General features: G+C 35.3%; 17 protein-coding genes. 8 read left to right on the top strand and 9 right to left on the bottom strand.

All coding sequences use genetic code 11. The annotated features are described in order from the left end of the window. Positions 1-21: 21 nt before the first annotated feature. From ACM55K_RS08380 to nagB, 7 genes are all read left to right on the top strand, one after another. A complete protein-coding gene (locus tag ACM55K_RS08380) occupies positions 22-942 on the top strand; it encodes a dihydrodipicolinate synthase family protein (RefSeq protein WP_416849788.1) in 921 nt (306 codons plus the stop codon). A 30-nt stretch (positions 943-972) separates the two neighbouring features. Further along, on the top strand, positions 973-2,145 hold the full coding sequence (locus ACM55K_RS08375) for a galactose oxidase (protein ID WP_416849787.1): 1,173 nt from the start codon (positions 973-975) through the stop codon (positions 2,143-2,145). A gap of 86 nt (positions 2,146-2,231) precedes the next feature. Continuing rightward, positions 2,232-3,476, top strand: a complete 1,245-nt coding sequence (locus ACM55K_RS08370) for an MFS transporter (protein WP_416849786.1) — start codon at positions 2,232-2,234, stop codon at positions 3,474-3,476. A gap of 136 nt (positions 3,477-3,612) precedes the next feature. Beyond that, positions 3,613-5,709, top strand: coding sequence for a GDSL-type esterase/lipase family protein (locus ACM55K_RS08365; RefSeq protein ID WP_416849785.1), 2,097 nt, complete (start codon positions 3,613-3,615; stop codon positions 5,707-5,709). A gap of 121 nt (positions 5,710-5,830) precedes the next feature. Next, positions 5,831-7,069: an AGE family epimerase/isomerase gene (locus ACM55K_RS08360; protein ID WP_416849784.1), complete on the top strand. Its 1,239-nt coding sequence runs from the start codon at positions 5,831-5,833 to the stop codon at positions 7,067-7,069. Continuing rightward, positions 7,066-8,187, top strand: coding sequence for an N-acetylglucosamine-6-phosphate deacetylase (nagA, locus tag ACM55K_RS08355; RefSeq protein WP_416849783.1), 1,122 nt, complete (start codon positions 7,066-7,068; stop codon positions 8,185-8,187). The genes ACM55K_RS08360 and nagA overlap by 4 nt, the downstream gene beginning before the upstream one ends. Positions 8,188-8,238: 51 nt before the next feature. After that, a complete protein-coding gene (nagB, locus tag ACM55K_RS08350) occupies positions 8,239-10,176 on the top strand; it encodes a glucosamine-6-phosphate deaminase (protein WP_416849782.1) in 1,938 nt (645 codons plus the stop codon). Positions 10,177-10,398: 222 nt separating this feature from the next. Here the strand turns inward: nagB and fbp are convergent, their stop codons facing one another. From fbp to rhaT, 9 genes are all read right to left on the bottom strand, one after another. Next, complete coding sequence (fbp, locus tag ACM55K_RS08345; RefSeq protein ID WP_416849781.1) at positions 10,399-11,406, bottom strand: class 1 fructose-bisphosphatase; 1,008 nt, start codon at positions 11,404-11,406, stop codon at positions 10,399-10,401. A gap of 122 nt (positions 11,407-11,528) precedes the next feature. Continuing rightward, complete coding sequence (locus ACM55K_RS08340) at positions 11,529-12,116, bottom strand: LutC/YkgG family protein (protein WP_416849780.1); 588 nt, start codon at positions 12,114-12,116, stop codon at positions 11,529-11,531. Then, positions 12,109-13,509 carry a lactate utilization protein B gene (locus tag ACM55K_RS08335; RefSeq protein ID WP_416849779.1) on the bottom strand — a complete coding sequence of 467 codons (1,401 nt, stop codon included), beginning with the start codon at positions 13,507-13,509 and terminating at the stop codon, positions 12,109-12,111. The genes ACM55K_RS08340 and ACM55K_RS08335 overlap by 8 nt, the downstream gene beginning before the upstream one ends. Positions 13,510-13,579: 70 nt before the next feature. Beyond that, positions 13,580-14,950: a glycoside hydrolase family 28 protein gene (locus ACM55K_RS08330; RefSeq protein WP_416849778.1), complete on the bottom strand. Its 1,371-nt coding sequence runs from the start codon at positions 14,948-14,950 to the stop codon at positions 13,580-13,582. A gap of 34 nt (positions 14,951-14,984) precedes the next feature. Beyond that, positions 14,985-15,737, bottom strand: a complete 753-nt coding sequence (locus ACM55K_RS08325) for a (Fe-S)-binding protein (RefSeq protein ID WP_416849777.1) — start codon at positions 15,735-15,737, stop codon at positions 14,985-14,987. Between the two features lies 1 nt (position 15,738). Further along, complete coding sequence (locus ACM55K_RS08320) at positions 15,739-17,100, bottom strand: FGGY-family carbohydrate kinase (RefSeq protein WP_416849776.1); 1,362 nt, start codon at positions 17,098-17,100, stop codon at positions 15,739-15,741. Positions 17,101-17,113: 13 nt separating this feature from the next. Further along, complete coding sequence (locus tag ACM55K_RS08315; RefSeq protein WP_416849775.1) at positions 17,114-18,388, bottom strand: sugar isomerase; 1,275 nt, start codon at positions 18,386-18,388, stop codon at positions 17,114-17,116. Positions 18,389-18,565: 177 nt separating this feature from the next. Beyond that, positions 18,566-20,707, bottom strand: coding sequence for a bifunctional aldolase/short-chain dehydrogenase (locus ACM55K_RS08310; RefSeq protein WP_416849774.1), 2,142 nt, complete (start codon positions 20,705-20,707; stop codon positions 18,566-18,568). 52 nt (positions 20,708-20,759) lie between these two features. Beyond that, entirely contained in the window at positions 20,760-21,809 is a 1,050-nt protein-coding gene (gene rhaT, locus ACM55K_RS08305; RefSeq protein WP_416849773.1) for an L-rhamnose/proton symporter RhaT, read from the bottom strand. Positions 21,810-22,541: 732 nt separating this feature from the next. Between rhaT and ACM55K_RS08300 the strand changes: the two genes are divergently transcribed. Further along, positions 22,542-23,582 carry a GntR family transcriptional regulator gene (locus tag ACM55K_RS08300; RefSeq protein ID WP_416849933.1) on the top strand — a complete coding sequence of 347 codons (1,041 nt, stop codon included), beginning with the start codon at positions 22,542-22,544 and terminating at the stop codon, positions 23,580-23,582. The last annotated feature ends 101 nt before the right edge of the window (positions 23,583-23,683 follow it).

The following is a 23,683-nucleotide window of genomic DNA, read 5'->3' as shown; positions in this document are numbered from 1 at the left end:
AGAACAATAAAAAGATATCTCATGAAAATTGAACATTTACAAGGGCTTATTTCAGCTCCTTTTACACCTTTTGACAGCAATGGTAAATTAGATGTTAGCCTAATTCCGGCCTACTATACTTTTCTAAAACGAAACGGAATTACAGGTGCTTTTATTAATGGATCCACCGGAGAGGGCGTTTCTATTACTTTAGAAGAGAAAAAAGCCGTGGCTCAAGCTTGGGCTGACTGTTCCAATACTGATGCTGATTTTAAAGTAATGGTATTCTTAGGAGGAACTTGTCTTACAGATTGTATTGATTTGGCTAAACATGCCTATGAAATTGGTTTGTATGCCGTTTCATTGACTGCTCCGTTTTATTTCAAACCTGCTAATGCAGAAACCCTTGCGCAAATCTGCATCAAAGTAGGTGAAAGTGTTCCTCATATGCCTTTATATTACTACCACATTCCGGTGTTGACAGGAGTAAACGTGCCGATGTTTGATTTAATCCAAGCCTTAGACGGAAAGCTTCCAAATTTTGCAGGGGTAAAATATACACATGAGGATTTTATGGATTACCAAAGTTGCATGAGTTACAAAGACGGTAAATACGACATGCTTTGGGGGCGCGACGAGAATATGTTATCAGCATTAGTATTAGGAGCCAAAGGTGCTGTAGGAAGTACATTCAATTATGCTTCTCCATTATACTATGATTTGATTGCGGCTTTTAATGCCAATGATTTAGTTACAGCGCGTGCTTTACAGCAAAAATCAATCAACATGATTCGTTTATTGGGTAAATACGGCGGAATTTCAGTGGGGAAAGCCTACATGAAAATGGTCGGATTTGATTTAGGTGAATTTAGATTGCCTGTCAAAAACATGAGTGCCGACCAATTTGAATTGTTTAAAAAAGATGTGGAAAGTCTAAATTTTGAAGATTTCAAATCAAAATAGCTTCGTTCGTTTTATTTCAAAAAAAGCACTATGAACAAATATATTTTTCCTCTAATTCTTTCCTTACTTATTATGCCGACAACTGACGCCCTTTCTCAAAAAAAAGCTATAACCCATGTGGAATGGAAAATGGCAGCACAACTACAAAATGCTGATGGAAGTATATCATTAGGTTTTGCGGGTGCCATTAATGGTATCAGTAACGATGTATTAATAGTTACCGGAGGTGCCAATTTCCAAGATAAAATGCCTTGGGAAGGTGGAAAAAAACAGTATTCAAATGAAATTCATGTATTGCAAAAATGCAACGATACTTATAATTGGAATAAAAATGTACGCAGCACCTTACCAGAGCCTATTGCCTACTGTGGTTCAACTTCAACTGATTTAGGAGTGGTATATGTAGGGGGTGAAAATGAAAATGGACTTTCGAATAAAGCTTTTATTCTAAAATGGAATGCTGCTACAACTGAAGTTGAAGCCACTTCCCTACCTGATTTTCCATTACATATTACCAATATAGCGCTAACACATATTGGCAACGTAGTGTATGCGATTGGCGGTGACGAGGCAACTAAATCTTCTGATTTATTTGTAAGTCTTGATTTAAACAGTAGTAATCCGGAGTGGAAAACATTACCAAAATTACCCATCGCTTTGGCTAATTCAGTTGCGGTAGTTCAGAAAGACAAGGATGGAACCACTATTTATGTGATTGGTGGCAGAACCAAAACACCTTCAGGAATAAGTGATTTGCACAACACCACTTTTGCTTTTAACATAAAAAAACAAATCTGGGAAAGTCGTGCTAATATTTCCAATGGAGAAAACACAACCAACTTTTCAGCGGGTGCAGGTGTGGCAGTGGGGAATCATTCCATCTTAATCGTTGGTGGCGATAATGGTATCGTTTTTCATAAAATCGAAACGTATTTATCCCAAATTGCACAAACTAATTCTCCTGAGGAAAAGGCCAAACTGACTGCTGAGAAGAACCTATTGAACACGAATCATGACGGGTTTTACAAAGGAATCTTATTATACGATACCCATACCAATTCCTGGTCTACCATTGGCGAACTGCCCTTTCTTGCTCATGTGACGACTACTGCTACGATGTGGAACGATAAAATTGTTTTGTCTAATGGGGAAATAAAACCAGGTATTCGTACCCCTGATGTCAGGCTAGGAACTATAAAATAATTGTGCTCAAAATAGATTTAACCCCATTTTCTCCTATTGAAAAATGAAGGTAAAATCACAAATGAAATTTTAAAGTATATCAAAATATGAAAAACACAAAGTATTATCCTTGGGTAGTAGTAGGCTTGTTATGGCTTGTAGCCTTGCTAAACTATATGGACAGACAAATGCTGGCAACGATGCGTCCTTCAATGGAAACAGATATTCCTGAATTAGTATCCGGTGAGAACTTTGGACGTTTGATGGCTATTTTTCTTTGGATTTATGCTTTAATGAGTCCTATATCCGGAATTATAGCAGACAACTTAAACAGAAAATGGCTAATTGTTGGCAGTTTATTTGTTTGGTCAGCTGTAACATATGCTATGGGTTATGCAACAACTTACAATGAGGTGTATTGGTTAAGAGCCCTGATGGGAGTAAGTGAAGCTTTATATATTCCTGCCGGTTTATCACTAATAGCCGATTACCATCAGCAAAAAACAAGGTCACTTGCGATTGGTATTCATATGACAGGACTTTATGTGGGTTCAGCATTAGGGGGTTTTGGAGCTACTATCGCCGCTGCCTACTCTTGGCATACTACTTTTCACTATTTTGGAATAGTTGGTGTTTTTTATGCATTCGTTTTGGTTTTCTTTTTAAGAGACAAAAAAGTTGCCGAAGTAAAAACTATTGATTCCGATTTAATGCCAATAAAAGAAAAAAGTTCACTCTTCAAAGGCATGGCTTTGTTATTTACGAACATCTCTTTCTGGGTTATCTTATTTTATTTTGCCATAATAAGTTTACCGGGTTGGGCTACAAAAAACTGGTTGCCTACCCTATTTTCAGAAAACTTAGGAATACCTATGGAAGAGGCAGGTCCGCTAGCAACCATCGCCATCTCCTTTTCATCCTTATTGGGCGTAATTTTTGGTGGTATTCTATCTGATAAATGGGTACAAAAAAATATAAAAGGCAGAGTTTATACCAGCGCGATTGGCCTGAGTTTAACGATTCCTGCTTTATTGCTAATTGGTTTTGGGCATTCATTATTCAATGTTGTCGGTGCCGCGCTTTGTTTCGGAATCGGTTACGGAATGTTTGATGCCAATAACATGCCAATTATATGTCAATTTGTTTCTTCAAAACACCGGGCGACGGCCTATGGTATTCTAAATATGACTGGAGTTGGTTGTGGTGCATTAGTAACTTCCCTTTTAGGTAAATCCTCGGATAGTGGAACTTTAGGTTCCGGTTTTGCTTTAATGGCGGGGGTTGTTATAATTGCATTAGTAGTCCAAATCAGTTTTCTGCGTCCAAAAGTGAATGATTTTGTCGATGCTTAAAATCCATTAGTATCGTTTACTAGTTCAAATAATTGTTTTAAGTTGGGTTTGTTTTTTATCTTTTAAGGCGGAGCCTTGTGTTCCGCCTTGGGGATAATTTACGCCTATTTGTAATAATTTCTGAAAAAATAAAAACATGAATACGATAAAAAGGAATCTATTTTTAGTGGTCTTTTTCATTTCAATAGCCTTTCATTTTGAATCAGTTGCGCAAAAATCAACCCTCAAAGTGGCCTGCATTGGAGATTCCGTTACAGCGGGTTATCTCTTATCTGATGCTGCAAATGAATCCTATCCTTCGCAACTTCAAATCTTGATGGGCGGACAATATGAGGTAAAGAATTTCGGGCATAGCGGAGCAACACTTTTGAAAAAAGGAAGCACACCCTATTTTAATACAAAGGAATGCACCGATGCCATTGCATACAGACCTGATATAGCTATTATTCATTTGGGTTTAAATGATACAGATCCTAGAAATTGGCCGAATTACAATGCCGAATTTGATGCCGATTACAGTTGGTTAATAGATACCTTAAAAAAACAAAATCCGGCTGTAAAAATTTACATCTGTCGATTGACGCCCATATTTAATGAGCATCCTCGGTTTAAATCGGGAACCAGAGATTGGTTTTGGCAAATTCAATCTCATATACCCAACATTGCAAAAGCAAATCAAGTGGGTTTAATTGATTTACATGAAAAGTTATACCATCGTCCCGATCTTTTTCCTGATGCTTTACATCCAACGAAAGAAGGAGCAACTATTCTGGCCAAAACCGTTTATGAAAACATCACCCAAGATTTTGGTGGACTAAAATTAGCTGCTGTTTTCACTGACAATATGGTTTTGCAACGCAATCAACCCATTCCAGTTTATGGAACGGCTAATGGAGGTGATGCAATTGAAGTGACTTTTAAACAACAAAAAAAGACCGTCATAGCTAATCAATACGGAAAATGGAAAATTACTTTTCCAGCTATGACTCAGGGCGGACCTTACGAAATGACCATTCAATCTAAAGGAACAAACCTTGTTTTAAAGAATATTTTGGTTGGCGATGTTTGGTTTTGTTCCGGACAGTCGAATATGGCATTTCAACTTCAAAACTCAGAAAATGGTTCGGCAGAAGTAAAAAAAGCAATTGCTAATACAACTATTCGGTTATTCAATGCCAAAGCGATCCGTGATACTGATGAAATAGCTTGGGATTCTCTCACTTTGGCGAAAACCAATCAACTGCAATTTTTTTCCGGAAGTTGGTCGGTATGTGATTCAATAAGTGCCAAAGATTTTTCAGCCATTGCCTATTACTTTGGTAAAAATATTGCTCATGAAGAAAATGTACCCGTGGGTCTAATTCAAGTTGCCGTTGGCGGATCACCAATAGAATCCTGGATTGACAGATATACATTGGAACACGACGATAAAGTAGTTGATGTATTAACCAACTGGCGAAAATCGGATTTTATTATGCCTTGGGTCAGAGAACGTGCCAATTTAAATTTAAAAAAAGCTACCAATGCAAAACAACGTCATCCGTATGATCCCTGTTACAATTTTGAAGCTGGAGTGGATGCCTTTACAAAATTCCCGATAAAGGGTGTGATTTGGTATCAAGGCGAAAGCAATGCACACCATGTTGAATTGTATGAACATCTCATGCCAATGTTGGTAGAAAGTTGGCGCAAAGCCTGGGGTGCGAACCTACCCTTCTATTATGTGCAATTATCAAGTATTGAGCGACCAACTTGGCCTGCATTCAGAGATGTCCAAAATAGATTGCAAAATAAGATTCCAAACAGCAGTATGGCTGTCAGCATGGATTATGGAGATGCTCTAAATGTGCATCCAATTAAGAAAAAAGAAGTGGCAGATCGTTTGGCGCTTTTGGCCTTGCGCTATACCTATGGAAAAGCTATAATTGCGAATGGTCCTTCCGCTTTGAAAGCCATACAAAAAGGCGACAACATTCTAGTTTCATTTGCATTTGCAAAACAATTAACTACTTCGGACAAAAAAGAACTAATTGGTTTTGAATTGGTAAATGACAAGGGAATTCACATTCAAAGCAAAGCTGCTATCCTGAAAAATAAAGTAGTAATTGTTATCCCGAAAGGAGAAAAAATAAAAACCGTTTTATATGCATGGAAACCGTTTACTACAGCCAATTTGGTGAATGAAGCAGGACTTCCAAGTTCAACTTTTAAACTTGAACTCCGCAATTACTGAAAATTAAAAATGAGATTCCGTAAGGAAGACAAACGCATATAAATAGCCAAATGTCTTTGGCTAAATGACATCTAAATTAACATCTAGTACAAAATACTAGTTACAAAACATATATTAAAAAATGAGCTATTCAAAAACAGATCTTCTCCGCTTAAAAGATTTTTATCAGAATCAACTATTAAATGATACCGTACCATTTTGGTTTCCACGTTCTATTGATACCGAGTTTGGGGGTTATTTATTAATGCGTGATCAAGATGGAAGTTTGATTGATGATGACAAAGCCGTTTGGATACAAGGGCGTGCCGCTTGGTTATTGGCTACACTTTACAATACAGTCGAACCAAAACAAGAATGGTTAGCAGGTTCTAAGGCAGGTATCGATTTTTTAAACAACCACTGTTTTGATACTGATGGACGAATGTTTTTTCACGTAACACGCGACGGACAACCCATACGCAAACGCCGTTACTATTTTTCGGAAACCTTTGCGGTTATAGCAATGTCAGCTTACGCAAAAGCAAGCGGTGATGAGGCTGCTGCCGAAAAAGCGCGTTTTTTATTCGGAAAATGCATCGAATATTCAACTTCATCTAGTTTATTAGAACCTAAATTCACCGCTACCCGACCGTCAAAAGGAATTGGCACTCCTATGATTATGATAAACACAGCCCAACAGTTAAGGGAAAATATAGGCGACCCGCGTTGTGATGAATGGATTGATACTTGGATTACTGAAATTGAAACCGATTTTGTAAAAGATGATATTAAATGTGTGATGGAACAAGTAGCACCAGATGGCTCAATTATCGATCACATTGATGGGCGCACATTGAATCCCGGTCATGCTATTGAAGGAGCTTGGTTTATTTTGCATGAAGCGAAATATCGCAATAACGATCCTCATTTAATTGAATTGGGTTGCAAAATGCTCGATTATATGTGGGAACGTGGATGGGATAAAAAGCATGGTGGAATTTTATACTTCCGTGATGTATATGACAAACCTGTTCAGGAATACTGGCAGGATATGAAGTTTTGGTGGCCTCATAACGAAGTGATTATCGCAACGCTGCTGGCCTACACCATGACAGGCGATGAAAAATATGCAACTTGGCACAAAATGGTACATGATTATGCATACAGTAAATTCCATGATGCAGCAAATGGAGAATGGTTTGGATATTTACATAAAGATGGATCCATCGCCCAAACTGCTAAAGGAAATATGTTCAAAGGTCCGTTTCACTTGCCAAGACAGGAATGGTATTGTTTGCAACTACTTAATGAGTATTTAGAAGACAATAAGAATGTTGTCAGTAGTAACCTAGATGTAACACATTTAAATTATAAAAAATGAAACAAGCCATTGTTAACGGAATTGTACATACTGGCGATGAAATAAATAATGATGTCATTATTATAGAAAATGGAATAATTATTTCTATTCAAAAAGAAATTCCCAATACTATTCCTCTCATTGATTTAAAAGGAGAACACATTTCTGCTGGTTTCATAGACATCCAAATAAATGGTGGAGAGCAACTTTATTTCAGCCAAACTCCAACAGAAGAAACCATTCAAGATATTTATGAAACCAGTTTGAAATATGGTACCACTCATGTACTTCCATGCTTGATATCGTCTTCCAAAGAAACCATTCTTCAAGGAATTGAAGCCATTCGCAATTATAAAGCTAAATACAATAACGGAGTATTGGGAATGCATCTGGAAGGTCCTTTTTTGAATCCTCTAAAACGAGGGGCACATAGTACTAATCAGGTTCGTAAGCCTACCAATTCCGAATTAGAAGAAATTATTCGTTATGGTAAAGAGGTGATAAAAGTAATCACAATTGCACCGGAATGTTTTACAGACGAGCAATTGGATATGCTTTTAGAAAGCGACATCGTCATTTCTGCGGGACATTCGACGATGACCTACAAAGATGCACAATATTACTTTTCTAAAGGAATTAATCTGGTTACCCATTTGTTTAATGCGATGACTCAATTTGGGCATCGGGAACCCGGTTTAGTTGGTGCAACATTCGAAAATGAATCTGTTTATGCTCCTGTTATTTTAGATGGTGCACATTGTGATTATGCCGCTGCTAGATTAGCATATAAACTAAAGAAAGACAAATTCTTTTTAATCAGTGACGCTGCTTTTTTAGGACGTAAAGTTTCCAGTTTTAAATGGGAAAATTTTGATGCCCATCTCGATAATGGTTTTTACAGAAATGACGAAGGTAATCTAGCCGGTGCCAGTATTTCGATGAAAGAAGCGGTTCAGAATGCTTTCAATCATTTGAATGTTTCGGCTGACGAAGCGATTAAAATGGCGACTTGCCGAGTGGCAAGTGCAATTAAGATGGAAAATCAATTGGGTAAAATAAAAGCCGGATTCCCGGCAAGTTTTGTCACTTTCAATGATAATTTGTCAAGGATAGAAACCGTAAACTATAATCCGATTTAAACAATCAATATTAAAAAAACAACTACACAACTAACTCAAATAAAAATTAAAATGAAAAGTGTCTTAGAAATTAAACCTGACATCAGCTATAAAAGTGCCGGTAAATTTGAAGAAACGAGATTTGAAAAAATTCATAACGAAATTTTCAAAAACTCAACAGAAGCCTCTGTAATTGTAGCACAAGAAATAGCGGCATTAATTAGATCCAAACAAGCCGAAAATAAATCTTGTGTACTTGGTTTGGCTACTGGTTCTTCTCCTATAAAGGTCTATGAAGAATTGGTACGAATGTATAAAGAAGAAGGCTTAAGCTTTAGTAATGTAGTGACTTTCAATTTGGATGAATACTATCCAATGACAAAAGAAAACAACCAAAGCTATCATTATTTCATGCATCAGCATCTTTTTAATCATATCGATATTAAACCGGAAAATATAAATGTTCCCGACGGAACGGTAGCGATTGACGAACTGAATCAATATTGTGTTGATTACGAAATGAAAATTAAAAATGCCGGAGGACTTGATTTTCAATTATTGGGAATCGGACGTACGGGACACGTAGGGTTCAATGAACCGGGATCCCACATCAATTCAGGAACCCGAATCATTACTTTGGATCATATCACAAGAATAGATGCATCTTCAGATTTTAATGGTATTGATAACGTTCCTAAAAGAGCGATTACGATGGGAGTTTCTACCATCTTGAGATCTAAAAGAATTGTATTAATGGCTTGGGGCCAAAATAAAGCTTCCATCATAAAGAGAACCATTCAAGGGGAAATAAGTTCCGAAGTTCCTGCTACATTTTTGCAAAATCATACCAACGCTACTTTTGTTTTAGACCAATCTGCCGCTTCTGAGTTAACCCGATTTGAAACCCCGTGGTTGGTAGGAGAATGCATTTGGACAACAGAATTAAAAAACAAAGCCATTGTTTGGCTTTGCCAAGAAACAAAACAATCGATATTAAAACTAACCGACAGGGATTATAACAATAACGGAATGTCGGATCTTTTGGCACAAGAAGGTTCTGCTTATGATTTGAATATTAATATGTTCAATGTATTGCAACATACCATAACAGGATGGCCGGGAGGAAAACCCAATACAGATGATTCCCATAGACCTGAAAGAGCCAATCCTTCCAAAAAAAGAATCATCCTTTTTAGTCCACATCCGGATGATGACGTGATTTCTATGGGAGGAACTTTTTCGAAATTGATAAAACAAGGTCATGATGTTCATGTAGTGTATCAAACTTCTGGAAATATTGCTGTTACAGATGATGAAGCATTGAAATTTGCAGAAGTTTGCAATGATTTTATTGGAGAAACCGATTGTAATATTGATTTTCCTGCGGTAATCAATTTCATTAATAATAAAACCGAAAATCAAATTGATTCTCTTGAAGTTCGAAAATTAAAAGGTCTCATCAGACGTCGCGAATCGTATGCCGCAACAAGATACATTGGATTAAAAGATGAAAACACGCACTTTTTAGACCTTCCTTTTTATGAAACGGGCCGAGTAAAGAAAAACCCATTGGGTCCTGAAGATATAGCCATAGTTGCAGCCATAATTGCAAAAATAAAACCACATCAGGTTTTTGCTGCAGGAGATTTGGCAGATCCGCATGGTACTCATGAAGTTTGTTTGAATGCCATATTTACAGCAATGAAACAACTTAAATCAAAACCTTACATGAATGATTGTTGGTTATGGTTGTACAGAGGTGCTTGGCACGAATGGGATATTCATGAAATAGATATGGCTGTTCCTTTAAGTCCTGATGAAGTTTTATTAAAAAGACATGCTATTTTATACCACCAATCCCAAAAAGACAGGGTAATGTTTCAAGGAAACGACTCCAGAGAATTTTGGGTTAGAGCCGAAGATCGCAACAAAAATACCGCAAAGATTTACGACGATTTAGGTCTTGCTGAATATGAAGCTATTGAAGCTTTTAAACGTTTTGATTATTAAAAAACAATAGTAAATTCAAATAACAAAACTCAGTTTGAGAACCATAGTAAATGGGTTCCAAATTGAGTTTTGTTTTCTCTATTATATCAATAGTTTTTTAGAAGAAATCCTAGTAAATAAAAAAATGTCACAACCTTTAAGGGGAAGTGACATTTTTACTGAACTATTAATCTATGAAAAAGATTATTTTCTTACTCCATAGTACCTATACTAACGATTGTTTTATTCTGCATTACCAATAAATCCTTCCACTTTCGCAACCATATTAGCACTACCGCAAAAGAAAGGAGTTCTCTCATGCAATGCAGTAGGTAAAATTTCCATTATTCTGGAAACTCCGTCTGAGGCTTTACCACCAGCCTGTTCAGCTATAAATGCCATAGGGTTGCATTCATATAACAGTCTTAATTTTCCTTTGGCCGCACCAGAGCTTGTTGGATACAAATAAATACCTCCTTTAATCATATTTCTATGCATATCTGAAGCTAAACTCCCAATATATCTTGAGGTATAAGGTCTATCCTCTTCTTCCAATTGGCAATATTTAATATAGTCTTTAACTCCTTGTGGAAAATGAACATAATTCCCCTCATTTACTGAATAAATAGACCCATCGACTGGAAATTTCATGTTGGGATGTGACAGGTAAAAAGTTCCAATAGCAGGATTTAAAGTAAATCCATTTACGCCATGACCTGTGGTATAAACAATCATAGTTGAGGTTCCGTAAATCACGTAACCTGCCGCAACTTGATTGATTCCAGGTTGTAAAAAATCTTCTAGTGTAACCGGCGTTCCTAAGGGTGATATTCTTCTATAAACAGAAAAAATAGTTCCTACTGAAACATTCACATCTATATTTGAAGATCCATCTAAAGGATCCATCAAAACAACATATTTATTATTATTACTTTTATCGCTCCCTTCTACGGTGATAAAATCATCATTTTCCTCTGACGCAATACCGCATACAATTTCTCTATTTATTAAGGTTTGAATAAACGTTTCATTAGCATATACATCTAATTTTTGTTGGTCTTCACCTTGTATGTTTTTATCCCCTGCTGATCCAATAATATCTACTAATCCAGCTTTGTTCACCTTATAGCTGACTACTTTTGCAGCCAATCGGATAGAGTTGAAAATTCGAGATAATTCGCCTGATGAATATTGAAAATCTTTTTGATTTTCGATAATAAATTCTCCTAAGGTTTTGTTTCTTTCTTCCATGATGAATTTTCAGTAATTAGGTTAATATTTTATTTTTGACAAAATTCGTATTGTAAAACCATTAAAATTTATTCTAATTCCTTCTGCTCATAAATCAATGCGTCATTAAGAAAACAAAAGACTTAATCCATAAGAAACACCGTCAATCCTCTGGCACCATGTGCGCCTAAAACTAACGATTGTTCAATATCGGCAGTTTTTGAAGGTCCTGCTATGAAAGTACCAAAACCATATTCCTGATTTCCAATACGGTCATAAGCCTGATGCATCGTTGCCAAAATATCTTTTTTATGTACTACAATTGCCAAATATTGAGGAATAAATGCCGACACGCGTTGCCCTAACAAATCATCCGTTACCCAAAGCGCCGAGTTTTCGGCAACTCCAAAATGAGCTTTAACCAAAGTCAATTCTACATTTTCTAAAGTATGGGGATCATCATTAAACCAATCAGTGATTGCAAGTTCTGCAAGTTCTGGAATGGTGGTAATCATTCTTTTTTCGGTAGCATAATTTTTTTTGACAAATGCAATTATGGCATCATAATTAGAAACTTCTATAAAGTCTCCTCCTATTCCTTTCAAAACCGTCTTATATTTATCGAGTATCTCAAAAGATTCCAATCCTAAAGTATCCAAATCGGGTAATTCACTGGTTGTCGTCGGTTGGTTTTGTTTTATTTTTTCTAAAATAGTGGTTCTGCTACTCATTTTTTTTGTCTTTAGATTCCTTTGCATTTTTCTTGTACCATTCTCTAAATGATTCTTCGGGTGGTGCAGGCATTTCTCTTTGTTTATACCAAGGATTAAGGCTATTATTGACCAAAATCGGTATGTTTTTCATCACAAATCGTCCAGCTTTTCCAGCAAAATCAAAAACCATAGGATTAGCCAAAACGGTTGCCATTCCTTTCATTGCGACCGTTTTTCCTAGTGGAGTATGTCCTTCTTTTACCAATACCTGACGCCATTTATACAATTGATCGTGAATATCAATTTTTACGGGACAAACATTAGTGCAAGAACCACAAAGGGTACTGGCAAAAGGTAAATCAGCATTTTTACTCATATCGAGATTCGGTGCCAATATAGAACCAATAGGTCCTGCCACCGCATTGTGATAACTGTGTCCTCCACTTCGTCTGTAAACCGGACAGGTATTCATACAAGCTCCACAACGGATGCATTTCAATGAACTCCTGAAATCCTCTCTGCCTAATTGGGTCGTTCTGCCATTATCGACAATAACAATATGCATTTCTTTCCCGTCTCTGGGCGTTTTAAAATGGCTTGAAAAAGTGGTGATCGGTTGTCCCGTTGCACTTCTTGCCAATAATCTAAGGAAAACGCTCAAATGTTTACGCTGCGGAATTATTTTTTCAAAACCCATACAGGCAATATGTACATCAGCCAGATGCACGCCCATGTCCGCATTTCCTTCATTGGTACAAACTACAATTTCACCGGTTTCAGCAATAGCAAAATTAACTCCCGTCAAAGCCACTTTTCTCGTAAGGAAAGTATCTCTAAGATGTAGTCTTGCTGCCTCGGTTAAATATTGTGGGTCGTTATTTCCTTTTTCTGTTCCAAGGTGTTCGTGGAAAGTTTCACTTACATCTTCTTTTTTGAGGTGAATTGCAGGTAAAACAATATGACTTGGTGGTTCTTTTCTAAGTTGAACAATACGTTCCCCTAAATCTGAATCGATTACATCAATTCCCCTTTCGGATAAATATTCATTCAAATGGCATTCTTCGGTAAGCATTGATTTAGACTTCACAATCTGCTTCACGCCATGTTTTTCCATTATGGAATGCACTATTTTATTGTGTTCATCGGCATCCGCAGCCCAATGAATAATAACGCCGTTTTTCTGGGCTTTCGATTCAAATTCAAGCAAATAATCATGAATATTCGAAAGCACATTGTTTTTTATGTCTGAAGCAGTTTCTCTGAGTAATTCCCATTCTGGAATTTGAAAAGCTGCTTTATCTCTTTTTTCACGAACAAACCATAGGGTTTCGTCATGCCAATCTACTCGTTTAACATCTTTATTAAAAATCGCTGCGGCTTCGCTATGTTCAATATTTTTTTTTGAAGTCATCTTTTATAAGTTTGAAAATTGAATAATTATAAATAATTATACCGAAATCTTCTAATTTAATTTTTTTTTATCAATTCTTATCTACAAAATTCAATACATTTTCATGTATGTAATTATCCGCTTGAATTTTATCCGCTCTCACATTCTTAAGAAATACATTTTCTATTGGGAGTTCTTTTTGACCTAAAATTCTAGAAATAAACTTGGAATTAGTAGCGCTAATATTTTCAAGATATATGTTATTTATTGGGGTAAGTCTTCGTTCAATAGTCGGAACTAAATCACGCCATTGATACAAAACATCCGTTTCGATCCCAAGAATTCCTTGGTCAATTTTACCCGATACTATATTACTGACATAGATATTTTTAACATATCCACCTCTTCGTTCGTTTGTTTTTATAAAAAGAAGATGGTTTAATTTTGCTCCATCAACTACACGACATTTATCAACAAATACATTTTCGATACCACCAGAGAGTTCACTGCCAAGTGCCACTAACTGATGCCCATTTTTAACAACACAGTTTCGAATGACAATATTTTTGGAAGGAGTATTTAATCTCCAAGCATCTTGGTTACTACCCGATTTAATTGCAATAGCATCATCCCCTTGATCAAAAACACAGTTCTCAATTAACATATTCTGGCTCATTTCTGGATCAACTCCATCATTGTTGTGGCCATGGGCATACACTTTTAGATTTCGAAGCACAATATTTTTGGAAAGAAAAGGATGAATCGTCCAAAAAGGGCTGTTGGTTATGGAAACGCCATCCATTAAAATATTTTCGCAACGATTGAACTGTATAAATTGAGGACGGAAATTCGCGCTGTCATTCACCATTTGTCGTTCTTCCATTGGTTTATTGTAAGAAGCCAAATTGTACAAACGTTTCAAGCTTTCCATGTGGCCTTTTGGTCGTTTGAACCACTCTTTCCAAACATCCATTTTGGCTTTCAATTCTCCTTCACCCGTAATGGCGATATTTTTACATTGGTACCCATAAATCAACGGAGAATAATTAAGACACTCATATCCTTCCCAAGAGCTGTTAACGGCAGGCAGATAATCCTTTGGATCTTCCGAAAAAAGAAGGATGGCTCCTTTATCCAAATGGAGATTTACATTACTTTTAAAGTGAATTTTTCCAGTTAGCCACTCGCCTTTAGGGATAATGACTGTTCCTCCTCCTATTTTATTAACTTTATCAATTGCTTTTGCAATAGCGAGGGATGTTTTATCCTTATTCCCTTGTACTGCTCCAAAATCAACAATTGACACTTTTTTACAATTAGTAAAATCTGGAATTTTAATATTTGGCATCTTAAAAGGAGCTTCAACAATTATTTCTTTTACAGTTACAGAAAATTTATCTTTCTTGAATGACAAGAAAATAAGCGAAAGAAACAAAACTAGACCCAGCGTTATATTTTTCATTACGAAGTTTTTATTCGAACTAATAAATTCATTACTAACTATTTATTTTCATTGTTAAAGAATTTAATATTTCTGCAATGTGAATAATTTTTATCGGGCTTTTTTGTCTTTTCAAAATACCTTCTAAGTGCATTAAACAGGACATGTCACCGCCAGTAATGTATTCTACCTGATGGTCTTCATGGTCTTTTATACGATCTTGTCCCATTTTTACAGAAATCGCTTCTTCGGTTACACAAAAAGTACCCCCAAATCCACAACATTCATCTTTTCTGCTTAATGAAACCAGATTTATTCCCTTTATTTTACTTAATAATTGTTCCGGTTTAGAGAAAAATGGTGCATTCAGCTCCGTCATTTGCGAAAGCTTCAATCCACGTTGTCCATGGCAACTTTGATGCATCCCTACTTTGTGAGGAAAATTTCCTTCTATCATTTCGATTTTTAAAATATCGGTGATAAACTCGGTTAATTCGAAAACTCTTTTTCTCATTTTAGAAGCCAATGCTTCATTATTTTCATCATGCAAATGTTCTTTGACATGCAACACACAACTCCCCGAAGGGCAAACTATATAATCAAACTCGGCAAAATTGGCAATAAAATTAGTATCACAACCTTTTGTCAAATGTTCGTACCCACTATTAGCCATTGGTTGACCACAACAGGTTTGCTTCATTGGAAAACGAACATCACAGTCTAATTTCTGTAATAATTCATAGGTTGCAATAGCCACTTTTGGGTAAAATTGGTCCACATAACACGGTATAAAAAGTCCAATTTTCATATTAATGTTTGTAAAATTTTAAATCAATCAAATCATTTTGAATCGGTTTCGGATTCCAGTTTTTATGAATCGCCAAGGCAGCACCCAAAGCACTGGCTTGCGCCATAGAAGCAGCATATACTTCCATTTCTGGGAAAGCTTCTGCCAGTAAATTCATAAAAATCGAGTTTTTACTAAAACCACCATCCACAAATACTTTCTTCACCGGACTGTTATGAATCACTAATTGGGTTGAAAGTATTTGCTGTGCAACGATATCCAACATCAATTGGTGATACGCAATTTCATAATTTTTAAAATCACTAAGATTTCTCTTTTCGAACGGAGATTCCAGAAGAATTTTATATTTATCCTCACTGGAAGAATACCTTTTTAGGTTAATTTCTCTCAATTTAGAAATGATGTTTTTATCAAAAAGAATCTCTTTATAAGTATCCAATGGCAATCCAAAATGACTCGCTAACTTTTTGGTTTGCACTTCATGCTCATTACCGGCAAACAAACGAGCAGCCTTCACAGGCTTTTCTTTGTATTGCAAATAACACAAACAGTCGTATTGCATTTCATCAAAAGTCAATGGGGTCTCATTGAAAGGATTCATAGAAATACTCCAAGTCCCGGTAGATAATAAAACGAAAGGCTCCGTGAAATTTATCATATAAGGAATAATTGCCGAAGAACTATCATGCAATCCTACTCCAACGGCTATATCTCCTATTATATTTATAGTATGTCCCGCATCATGAATACGCGGAATTTTATCCGCAATAGCTTCTTTCTTAAGCCATTTGTGATACTTCATCTTCTTGAAATTCCAAAGATTAGTATGGCATCCAATACTGGTTATATCCGCAAAATATTTTCCAGTTAAAAGAGAACTTAAATATTGTGGCAAATGCAAACAGTAAGACACTTTCGCAAATAAATCAGGGTTTTCCTCTTTCAAACGGTAAATCTGCATTCCGGAATTTAAACTCCCTAAAACAGGAGAAGCTGTTTTTAACGCAAACTTTTCTTCTCCTTTATATTTGTCATAAAACTTCTTTTTTAGCGCTTCGGGATATGGTTTTAGATAATTATACAATGGTGTTAAAGAATTACCTTCTTCATCCACATAAATAAAACTGGCTCCATAGGTACTAAAATTTACCGCTTTTAGGATATATTCTTTTAATTCCTGCATTTCTGACAACCTAAAAACGATCCAGTTTCTGAGTTCTGCAATATCTTCACAAGGGAAACCATCTTCATCCACTGTTTCAGGAAGATTCACTGATCTTTCCCAAACAATTTGATAGTTTTCATTAAACAGAAAGACTTTTTTGTTTGTTTTACCAATATCAAAAATCGCTACTACATTCATTTTTGATTGGTTTTTACAAGCCCGTAGCTACTGTTTTAAATCCTCTTTCATTGATAAGCCCTTTTCTCACTGCAAGATCACGGTATAATCCAACTGGATTTAATGCAGCTCCAGAGCGTAAACGTGCTTCAGCAACTAAGGCGCGAACATCCGTACGGAAAGCGTTTTGTAAAATCTCTTGCGCCGTAACGACATCATTTTCATTTTGTGCAATTTCTAATGCTTTTCGGTCAACTGAAAGTGCTTGTGCATAAGCAACCATAATCGCTTCTACCGATTGCAATAAATCTTCCATCGGATCTTTTACATTATGTGAAGCATCAATCATCCAGCCTAAATCTTTAGCGTGATTCATTCCTCTGGCATCCATTCCTTCCACCAATTCGTTGAAAATCAAGAATAATTGGTATGGTTTTAAGGCACCAGCAGTTAAATCATCATCGCCATATTTAGAATCATTGAAGTGGAAACCACCTAATTTTTCTTCCATAAGCAATAAAGAAACAATTTGCTCAATATTGGCATTTGGTAAATGGTGACCTAAATCAACCAAAGTGAAGGCTTTATCTCCTAATTTTTTTACATAAGAATAGGATTGTCCCCAATCAGCAACTGTGGTAGAATAAAAGTTAGGTTCCGCACATTTGTATTCTAAATACAGTTTCCAGTTTGATGGCAATGCTGCGTAAATTTCTTCTAAACTTTCTAGTGTATTTTGATAGGCTTTACGGAAATTCAATTGTCCCGGAAAACAAGAACCGTCAGCAAGCCAAACCGTTAATGATTCAGAACCTAAAGCAATTCCTTGTTGAATTACTTCAATATTATGGTCAACAGCTTGTTTACGAACCGCTTTATTTACGTTTTGTAAAGACCCAAATTTATACGAATGTGCCTGATCAGCCTGATCTTGAAATGTATTTGAATTAACTGCATCAAATTTCAAATTGTGTTGTGCAGCTAATACTTTAATTGCTTGATAATCCGTCGGTATATCCCAAGGAATATGCAAAGAAATAGCCCCAGAAGCATTGTTTAAAGCGTGTAACAAACCTACATCTTCAATTTTTTCTTCTAAAGAACGTGGTTCTCCGCCTCCTGGAAAACGACCAAAACGAGTTCCTCCTGTGCCTAAAGCCCAAGATGGAATTGCGATTTGGAAATCAATTAATTTTTGGATAATATTTTCGGTTTCTGCAATTTCGGATGCTGTGAAAACCAATTTATTTTTATGAGCCTTTAAAAGGTCATCATTATGGGAAGCTATTTTGTATGATTCAATTAACATGATATTTTTTTTTAAAATTAAATAAAAAACTTCTTTAAAAGAAGTTTGTGGATGCAATATATTTTTAAAAACAACTTAGTTCTTTATAAAAGAACTTGATTACAAATTTAGATAAATCTAACGCCCGAAAGATACGGACGTTAGAAAAATCAATCTAAAAAACAAACATCTAAAAACCTATCTATAAAAGCCCATTGCTACTCCACCGTCAACATTCAAGGCATTTCCTGTTGATTTATTCAACAAGCCACCTACGAATGCAAAACAAGCATTAGCAATATCATCCGGCAATATAATTTCATTTAATAACGTACGTTTCGCATAGTAAGCAGGCAATTCTGCTACTGTAATACCATACGCTTTAGCACGACCATCTGCCCAACCACCTGACCAAATATTGGAATCAGAGATTACTGCATCGGGGTTTACCGTATTCACACGGATTTTATCTGCACCTAATTCGGCAGCCATCAAACGTGTTAAATGCGCTTGCGCAGCTTTAGCTGAACCATAACCAGGGTTATTTGGTCCTGCAACTACTGCATTTTTAGATACGATATTTACAATATCACCACCAAATCCTTGCTTGCGCATTACTTCAGTTCCAGCTTTAGAAACAATAAATTGTCCTTTTACCAAAATATCATACAATCTATCCCATTCTTCTAAAGTATGTTCTGCAATAGATTTTGAGATACTGATTCCCGCATTATTAACGATAATATCTGCTCCACCAAAAGCCAAACAGGCAGCATCCAATGCTTTTTCAGTACTGTTTTCATCTGTTACATTCAATAAAGTGCTTGAAATTGCATCCTTTCCAAAAGTCTTGATGAAATCAGCAGTAGCACTTTGCAAACGCTCTTCATTGATGTCATTGATGACAACACAAGCGCCTTCTTCTGCAAATCTTTTTGCGATAGCTTTTCCAATTCCTCCTGCAGAACCTGTAATCAAAGCGATTCTTCCTGACAAGGCTTTTGGTTTAGCCATACGTTGTAACTTAGCTTCTTCCAATAACCAATATTCAATATCAAAAGCTTCTTGACGCGGCAATGAAGTATATTCTGAAACTGCTTCAGCACCTTTCATCACGTTTACCGCATTGATGTAATATTCTGATGCTAAACGCGCCATCGTTTTATCTTTTGCGAAAGTAAACATACCAACTCCCGGATATAAAATCACCACAGGATTTGGGTCACGCATCGCTGGTGAATTCGATTTCTTGCAGGTATTGTAATATTCTGCATACATCGCACGGTAGGCTTCAAAAGCAGGAGTTAATTTTGCTTTGATAGCTTCTACATCTGATAAATCTTCGTTTGGATCTAATTCTAAAACCAAAGGACTGATTTTAGTACGCAAGAAATGGTCTGGACAAGAAGTTCCAAGAGGAGCTAATTTTTCTAAATCATTCGAATTGATGAATTCCAACACTCTGGCATCATCTGTATAATGTCCAATCATTTTTCGCTCTGAAGAACAGAAACCACGTAATATCGGCGCTACTTTGGCAGCTTTTAATTTACGAGCATCTTCTGGAAGGCTTTCCAATTTTTGACCTCCAAAAACTGGACGTTTTTTTCCGTAGTTGCTTTCTAAATAGGCAGCACATTTTTCAGTTACTTCAAGCGTATTTACATAACTTTCGTAAGAGGTGTCTCCCCAGGTAAATAAACCATGAGAGCCCAACATTACACCTTTTAATTTTTTTCCTTTTGCTTCAGCTTCTTGAAGACAAGCACGCATTTGTAAACCTAAGTCGAAACCTGGACGTTGCCATCCCACCCAACCAATTTCTCCGTTGAATAACTCTTCGGTGATTTTTGCTCCATCTTTTGCAGCAGCAATAGCAATAGCCGCATCAGGATGCAAGTGATCAATGTGTTTGAAAGGTAAGAAACCGTGTAAAGGCGTATCGATAGAAGGTGCTTTTGACGCTAAGTCAAAAATACAGTGATTGAATAACTCCACCATTTCGTCTTCAAATTCGATTCCTCTGTATACATTTTCAAGATTGAGAAGTCTTTCTAAATAAAGGGCTGCACAACCTGATCTTGTTAATGTTCCAATGTCGCCACCAGAACCTTTGATCCACATTACTTCAGAATCAGCTCCTGTTAATGGATCTTTATCAGTAATTTTTACCGAAGTGTTTCCACCTCCATAGTTCGTTAATCTCAAATCGGCTCCTAATAAATTAGAACGATAAATGAAAAGTGCTACTTCATCTCCTGCTAATGCTGCAGCTTTTGCGTCATCCCAAAGATAGCTTACGTGCTGAAAAGTCATGTTATTTGTATTTATATTTGACATAGTGTTAAATTGAAAGTGTTTATAAAAAGTTTGAAAGTGAATGTTATAAATGTTAAAGCGAATTCCCAATGCCTACCAATACAATTGACAGAAGAATCAGACCAATACCCAAAAGGAATGTATTAAAAGTCTTTTTAGATACACCAGACCATTCTTTTAAATAAAATCCCCAAAAGTTGGCTGTTAAAATAATAGTAGCCATGTGTAAAATCCATGAACTGGCCCCATTACCTAATTTACTTTCGCCCATTCCGTAGAAGAAGAATTGCAAAAACCACATGGTACCTGCAATGGCTGAGAAAAGTGTATTCTTAGCAATTGGAGTATTCGTATTGGTATAATCTCCGAAAGTTTTATTTTTGAAATTAAGGTACATACACCAAATAAAGTTAGTTGTCAATCCACCCCAAAGTATAATGATGTAGGTAACATTGTTTTGAAACAAAGGATTGAAACCTTGCCTAACAGCTTCTTCCGCCATTGGTTTTCCAGCTTCGATTCCGAAATTGAAAAAAGAACTCAGAATTCCAGAAATAATAGCAATAATTAATCCTTTTACTAAACTAAAATCTTTGTCTTTATCTTCATGACCTGTAGCAAAATCAGCTTCTTTAAGCATTCCTGCTTTTCCAGAAAAGGCAATTCCTATAAGGCAAACTAAAACACCAAATAATACTAATTGACCACCGGTATTAGATAACATATCGGTAAATGAAACTTTACCTGCAGTTGGATAAAAATTATAATAAATAGAAGGCACTAATGCTCCAAAAGCAGAACAAAAACCTAAGGTAATTGAGTTTCCTAACGACATTCCTAAATAGCGAACACCAAGTCCGTATGTTAATCCGCCTATTCCCCAGATTAAACCCATTGAATAGGTAACTGTTTTTATAGATGGAGTTGCTGCACTTATAATTTCTACAAAACCCGGAATAGTTAAATAAGCCGCAATTGGCGGAACGATTAACCAAGAGAAAAATCCACCAACAATCCAGTAGCTTTCCCAAGCCCAACCTTTAACCTTTTTAAAAGGCATATAAAAACTTCCTGAGGAAAAACCTCCGATGGAGTGAAAAAGAATACCGAGTAATGATTCCATTTAATATTTTAATTTATAGGGTTAATAGTTCTAGTGATGTAAAATAAAAGAATCTCTAAAACAAAACTGTCCTGTACTATCCTTTAGTAGATAAAGCATCTATTCTAAAAAAATAAATTTTACAAAATAATGTAACACTATTTTTTTCAATTTTTAATACCTTGAAACGAACAATTCGATAAATTAACTTAATATCAACTCTTGCCTTAAGCTCATAAACACCCTTTTATATAGAAAATATTGCAGTGAATTAGAAGATTTTGATGTTTGTTGTTTTTTGAACTATATAAAATAGTTCAACTAAATATCACATCCTCAACAATTGTTTTTTTTGTCAAATTGACATTTAAAAAATCAATTGTTGAGGATGTAATTACTTTAGAATATCTCAATTTAATAATACTTTTTTTATACTATTTGTTTATTTAATCAAAAAAAATAAAATAATACTCATATTCCCATAGCCATTTAATTTTAAAAATCTATATTTGTGTAATCGATTGCGCAAATATAGTGGTCTATTTTTTTCTTATAGAAAATATTATTTACGAAGAGATTAATAGTGGAAGATTTAGTTCCTAAATTACCCTATTAAATTAAAACTCATAAATGGGGAATAATTAAGAATTAGCAATACTTAATTTTTTTAGCCCAAAAACTAGTTTTTAAATAGAATACCTAATTAATTAAAAAATTAATGCCTATTTTGGATATAATTTATTTGACATGGATATGATTAAGTTTATTAAGATAGATGAGAATTCGAGAGTACCTAAATACAAGCAGATTGTAGATTCTATCATCTTTAATATTTCTATAGGAAATCTCAAAATAGATCAAAAAATCCCCTCAATTAATATGTTTAGTGAGGATTTTTATATCTCCAGGGATACCGTAGAAAAAGCATACAATATTCTAAAGGAGCGAAAAGTAATTTCATCCATTAGAGGTAAGGGCTATTATATTACACGAACAAAACTAATTTCGAAAGTAAATATTCTATTTTTAATTAATAAGTTGAGTTCTTATAAAATGACAACTTACAATTCCTTTGTCAATAGTATAGGTGCAAATTCCCACACTGATTTATTAATTTATCATTGCGATGAAACCTTGTTTTTGAATTTATTGGATAAAAATAAAGGAGCTTATGATTATTATGTTATAATGCCACATTTTAAAACAGACGATTTAAAGCATGTCAGCTATACTGAAGAAGTAGTTAAGGCTATTAAAAGACTGCCGAAAGAAAAGCTGATTATTATGGACAATATTAAGCTTGGAATGGACGGTGAAATTGTTGAAATTTATCAAGATTTTGAAAATGATATTTATAATGCTTTAAAGGAAGGACTTTCGAAAATAGTTACCTATGAAAAATTAATTTTAATTTATCCTGAAAATGCAGTATATCCTTATCCAAGAAGAATTTTACACGGATTTAAGAAGTTTTGCATAGAATATTCTTTAAATTTTGAAATTCTTAATGAGGTTTATGACGATATGATTCTTAAAAAAGGAGATTTATTTATTACCATTGAAGAATCTGATTTAGTCAATTTAGTAAAACAACTTAGGGATGATGAGTTTGTTTTGGGAAAAGACATTGGTATTATTTCCTATAATGATACTCCACTAAAGGAACTGCTTGGAATAACCGTTATTTCAACAGATTTTAAAGTAATGGGAGAAACTGCTTCCAGAATGATTCTCAATAAAGAAAAAGGCAAAATAAAAGTACCTTTCAACTTCATCGACAGGAATTCTATTTAAGCTTTTTTTATGCTAGAGAAACATAATTTGATTCAATGTTTAGAGCATAATTAATAACATTCCTTATTTTTTAAACAAACTATTCCATGTTTGAAACAGGA

The organism is Flavobacterium arabinosi (assembly GCF_048158725.1).
Taxonomy (GTDB): domain Bacteria; phylum Bacteroidota; class Bacteroidia; order Flavobacteriales; family Flavobacteriaceae; genus Flavobacterium; species Flavobacterium arabinosi.
This window is presented reverse-complemented; position numbering and strand designations above follow the sequence as displayed.